Below are 4,787 nucleotides of genomic sequence, written 5' to 3' on the forward strand. Positions count from 1 at the left end.
CGAACTCAGAAGTGAAACACAGTATCGCCGATGGTAGTGTGGGGTCTCCCCATGCGAGAGTAGGTCATTTCCAGGCGCCTAATAAAACAGCAAGGCCACCTTAATCGGGTGGCCTTTTTGTTTTGCGCCTTACATCTAAGCAATTGGTCAGTGTGGCCAGTATGCCCATGCGAGAGTGGGTAATTCTAGGCGCTAAATACTACAGTAAGGCCACTCTACTCGAGTGGCTTTTTTGTTTTGTGCCTTAAACCTAAGCAATTAGTCAGTGTGGCCAGTATGCCCATGCAAGAGTTGGTCAGTTCCAGACACCTAATTGACTTGAAAGAGTCGTGAAACAGCCCGCTATTATGTAGTGGGCTTTTTTACGTCTGCAATTTGTGCCTGAGAGCGCCTAAGCCATTGACTCGTGTTGATGATATGCCCATAAAAGAGTCGGTCATTAACAGGTTAAATTTGGGATTTACTAGAATAGCGATCATTCACAAGGTGGATCAATACAAGTTTATTAGTCATTGTTGACTGTAATTCACTCAGTTATCATTTGTTTTTAGTATAGCTCTGCAAACTGTGACATATATGATGGCTCTTCGATGTCTGATGGCATTATTCACAGCATGTTTTTCCGGTTAATCATGGTAATTTATTATCTAATTCCCTGCTACAATAGCGTTATATTTTTGAATTTGATGTCTGTCTATGCCTATCTCCCTTACTGCATTAAACACACTCGGCCTCAATCAGCATTGCGCTTCTTTAGTTGAAGTCACTAGCAAAAATGAGCTAATCACTAGATGTATTGAGTTGTATCAACAACAAAACCCAATGCTTATACTTGGTGGCGGCAGTAACCTGGTATTTACTGATGACTTTCAGGGAACGGTTGTCAAGGTGAGTACTACGGGGATTGTGATTGATCAAGACGATGACTTTTATTATCTCACTGTACAAGCGGGAGAAAATTGGCATCACTTGGTTGAGTATTGCCTTTCGAGAGAGATTTATGGTTTAGAAAATATGGCCCTGATCCCTGGGACTGTTGGCGCCGCTCCTATACAAAATATTGGTGCTTATGGTGTTGAATTTAATCGGTTCTGTCATCAGATTCAGTTTTTACAACTGGATACCGGAAAGTTAGTCCATTTTGATAATGACCAATGTCACTTTGGCTATCGCGAGTCTATTTTTAAACAACAGCTTAAAAACTTAGCTGTTATCACTGAAGTGACTTTAAAGTTAGCTAAACAGTGGCAAGCCGTTACCAACTATGGTCCACTGCAACATTTAGATCCTGCAACTGTGACCGCGAGACAAATTTTTGATTGTGTTTGTCATGTTCGCCAATCTAAGCTACCTGATCCTAAAAAGTTAGGTAATGTGGGCAGTTTCTTTAAAAATCCTGTGGTATCAAAAGATGTCTATAATACCCTTAAAACTCGTTATGCTGCTTTAGTGGGTTACCCACAAGGTGATGATCATTATAAACTTGCTGCCGGCTGGCTGATTGAGCAAGCTGGGTTGAAGGGCTTTAATATAGGTGATGCAGCGGTTCATCAAGAACAAGCTTTGGTTTTAGTTAACCTTGGTAATGCTTCAGGTAAAGAAGTATGCCAATTAGCGCTGTACGTCATCCAGACGGTTTTTAATAAGTTTGGCGTTAGATTACAACCTGAGCCAAGGATTCTGGGTTCTGCTGGGGAGATAGATATAAATGAATGAACATTGGTCTCGTAAACGTCAAATTTTAGCTTGTTTGCATCATGAGCATTTTGTCTCTGGTGAGGTGATCGCGCAATCTCTATCGCTTACTCGGGCGGCGATTAATCAGCATATCGACGCATTAAAAGATTATGGCATTGAAATCTACAGCGTAAAGGGGAGAGGTTATAAGTTAGCGACGCCAATGTCCTTAGTAAATGAGTCAATTCTTGTCAATAATGTTGATGGCCGCTGTTTTTATTTTGATGAAACAACAAGCACTAATGCTTTTTTACTTGGACATACTAGTGAGCTTAAATCGGGTGATATTTGCATCGCTGAATATCAATCTGCAGGCAGAGGTCGAAGAGGCAGGAAATGGTTGTCTCCCTACGGGCACCATATTTATGCATCCATGTTCTGGCGTTTACATAGCGATATTAGCAAAGCAAGTGGCTTAAGCTTAGTGGTTGGTTGTTCTATTGTTAAGGCTTTATCAGCGTTTGGGGTTGAGGGGCTAGGTTTAAAATGGCCGAATGACATTTATCTAGAACATAAAAAATTAGCAGGGATTTTAGTCGAAATAGCCCACTCATCTGCGCAACAAACCGAGCTTGTAATTGGTTTTGGCATTAATATGAGTATGTCTGCAGAACAAGGCGGGCTTATTGATCAGCCCTGGAGTGATCTCTCTAGTTTAATGAGTATGCCAGATAAAACCGAGCTATTGATCCAACTGCACAAAACCCTTAAAACTGATCTTCAGTTATTTGAGCAAAAAGGGTTGGGCGCTTTTTTGGATCGCTGGAATAAGTATGATTTATTTGCTAATCGCGATGTTTCATTAATCATGGCACCCAATTGTGTGAACGGTATTTGTCGAGGCATCGATGAGCAAGGTGCTTTATTGCTTGAAACTGACCAAGGTATTAAGCGCTATTTAGGTGGTGAAATCAGTCTTCGAGCAGCGATATAGGCAATAATGATGTGGGTTATACAAGGTGATTTTTACAGCAGTTTAGGCCTGCTTGACGCCTGCCTAAGCTTGTAGGATGTCGTTTTTCTACTCAATGAGACTATGAAATAATATAGTAGAAAGACTCAAATACTGCCGAAGGAGGCGACTAAACGGTTGTTTGTTATTTTTATACAATCAGCTGGTTATAAGGTATTTGCTTAGAATGACTAAGTGTCACACCTTATGGCGTACTTTTGAATATTGAGTGAGTCCGTTATATCGAACAAGTCTTACTAAATAACGCCTAATAATAGGCGCATATAGTGTTATTTGCGCAGTAAAACCCGATCCATTAAGTGGTTGGGGCCTTTTTGTAAAATCAGGTGAGCTCGCTCGCGTGTCGGCTGAATATTTAATGATAAATTTGGGCCATTGATGGTGTCCCAAATATTGGCAGCAATTACATTCGCTTCATCATCGGTCAAAGAAGAGTAGTGATGAAAGAATGAGTTTGGGTCACTAAACGCCCCTGTTCTAAATTGCAAGAATCGTTGTTTATACCAATCTTTAAGCAATGACTCATCGGCATCAACATAAATCGAGAAATCGACAAAATCTGATACAAAAGGTCTTCTGGTGTCGATTGGGGTATCTAAACCCGTTTGCAGTACATTTAAACCTTCTAAAATCAAAATGTCAGGTTGGCGAATAGCTTGATGTTCATCGTGACATCTATCATAAGTGACATGAGAATAAAGTGGTGCCAATATCTCTTTATTTCCAGCTTTAACAGCCGATATAAATTCGACTAACATTTTCATGTCATAACTTTCAGGAAAACCTTTACGCTGCAGTAGTCCTTTACGCTTTAAATCTGCTAATGGATATAAAAAACCATCAGTAGTGACTAAATCAACTTTAGGATGCTCGGGCCAACGCTGTAATAACGTCTGTAAGATGCGTGCTGTGGTGCTCTTACCGACAGCTACGCTTCCTGCGATACTAATAATGTAAGGACCTGGAGAAGCTTTCTGTTCAAGAAACTTATCAAGAACGAGTCCACGCTGTTGTTTAGAGCCGACAAATAAATTCAGTAAACGGCTGAGAGGAAGGTAAATGTCAGTGACTTCATCTAAAGACAGCTTTTCATTCATACCACGCAGGTTTTCTAATTCAGCCTGACTCAATGTGAGTGGCACTGATTTGCGTAATTCAGCCCAATGCTCGCGCTGAAAAGCAAAGTAGAGTGCATCTTGTATTGAGTTAATTGGGTTCATAACCATTCCTCTAGGTTGGTCAGGCACATTACACTATCGTATAAATGGCGACAATAGTTTGGTTCTCATTTGTCTTCATCACTAATTACATTTGCCTACTAATCACTCTTTTTGCGCTAAACAAGTGCAAAAAAACGTCATTTGAAACTTTTTTTAGTTTTTTTATCATTTTACTCTTGCACTCTGGGGCACATTTACCTAATATCCGAACCCGAAATGATACGCCGGCATAGCTCAGTTGGTAGAGCAACTGACTTGTAATCAGTAGGTCCCGAGTTCGACTCTTGGTGCCGGCACCATTTTTCTGGAGGGGTTCCCGAGTGGCCAAAGGGATCAGACTGTAAATCTGACGGCTCAGCCTTCGAAGGTTCGAATCCTTCTCCCTCCACCATTTTCTAGGTAGTTAGGTAGCCTAAACAGGTTGCGCGGATGTCGTATAATGGTATTACTCCAGCCTTCCAAGCTGATAACGCGGGTTCGATTCCCGCCATCCGCTCCAAATTTGTTCGCTGATACGGCTCAGTTGGTAGAGCGCACCTTTAATGAGGGTGAGTCGGCAGTGCGAATCTGCCTATCAACACCAGCTTGTCATGAATAAACTTCCTAACCCTAAATAATCGATTCGATGTCATTTAATGCATCGGATTTTTACTATATGTGTTTTCATCACCAAGATAATTGGACTGAGGCAATACCATGGCAAAAGCTAAATTTGAACGTAACAAGCCCCATGTAAACGTGGGCACCATCGGTCACGTTGACCATGGTAAAACAACTTTAACAGCAGCAATCTCTGCCGTTTTGTCTAAAACTTATGGTGGTGAAGTTAAAAACTTCGCTCAAATCGATAACGCTCC

The 4,787-nt window shown here is 41.1% G+C and carries 4 protein-coding genes and 4 tRNA genes; 7 read left to right on the forward strand and 1 reads right to left on the reverse strand.

Features of this window, described 5'->3' with window-relative positions; genetic code table 11:
* Positions 1 to 690: 690 nt before the first annotated feature.
* Both murB and birA read left to right on the forward strand, forming a co-directional pair.
* Positions 691 to 1,716, forward strand: a complete 1,026-nt coding sequence (gene murB, locus H5123_RS20130; protein ID WP_259395714.1) for a UDP-N-acetylmuramate dehydrogenase — start codon at positions 691 to 693, stop codon at positions 1,714 to 1,716.
* Positions 1,709 to 2,671: a bifunctional biotin--[acetyl-CoA-carboxylase] ligase/biotin operon repressor BirA gene (birA, locus tag H5123_RS20135; RefSeq protein ID WP_182699072.1), complete on the forward strand. Its 963-nt coding sequence runs from the start codon at positions 1,709 to 1,711 to the stop codon at positions 2,669 to 2,671. Before murB ends, birA begins: the two co-directional genes overlap by 8 nt.
* A gap of 308 nt (positions 2,672 to 2,979) precedes the next feature.
* Here birA and coaA read toward each other — a convergent pair whose 3' ends face one another.
* On the reverse strand, positions 2,980 to 3,930 hold the full coding sequence (gene coaA / locus H5123_RS20140; RefSeq protein ID WP_124017700.1) for a type I pantothenate kinase: 951 nt from the start codon (positions 3,928 to 3,930) through the stop codon (positions 2,980 to 2,982).
* A gap of 223 nt (positions 3,931 to 4,153) precedes the next feature.
* On the opposite strand from coaA, the gene H5123_RS20145 reads away from it, so the two are divergent.
* The 5 genes from H5123_RS20145 to H5123_RS20165 form a co-directional block, all read left to right on the forward strand.
* Positions 4,154 to 4,229, forward strand: a tRNA-Thr gene (locus tag H5123_RS20145).
* Between the two features lie 7 nt (positions 4,230 to 4,236).
* A tRNA-Tyr gene (locus H5123_RS20150) sits at positions 4,237 to 4,321 on the forward strand.
* A 34-nt stretch (positions 4,322 to 4,355) separates the two neighbouring features.
* Positions 4,356 to 4,429 (forward strand) — tRNA-Gly (locus tag H5123_RS20155).
* Between the two features lie 9 nt (positions 4,430 to 4,438).
* Positions 4,439 to 4,513, forward strand: a tRNA-Ile gene (locus tag H5123_RS20160).
* A gap of 113 nt (positions 4,514 to 4,626) precedes the next feature.
* On the forward strand, positions 4,627 to 4,787 hold a 161-nt coding region (locus tag H5123_RS20165; protein WP_259395356.1), incomplete at its 3' end, for a GTP-binding protein.

Source organism: Shewanella sp. SR43-4, from assembly GCF_014163845.1.
Lineage (GTDB): Bacteria > Pseudomonadota > Gammaproteobacteria > Enterobacterales > Shewanellaceae > Shewanella > Shewanella vesiculosa.

Bases quoted from the DNA above. Each gene is read 5' to 3' on its own strand.
- birA (WP_182699072.1), top strand. From the start codon at position 1,709: ATGAATGAACATTGGTCTCGTAAACGTCAAATTTTAGCTTGTTTGCAT.
- coaA (WP_124017700.1), bottom strand. From the start codon at position 3,930: ATGAACCCAATTAACTCAATACAAGATGCACTCTACTTTGCTTTTCAG.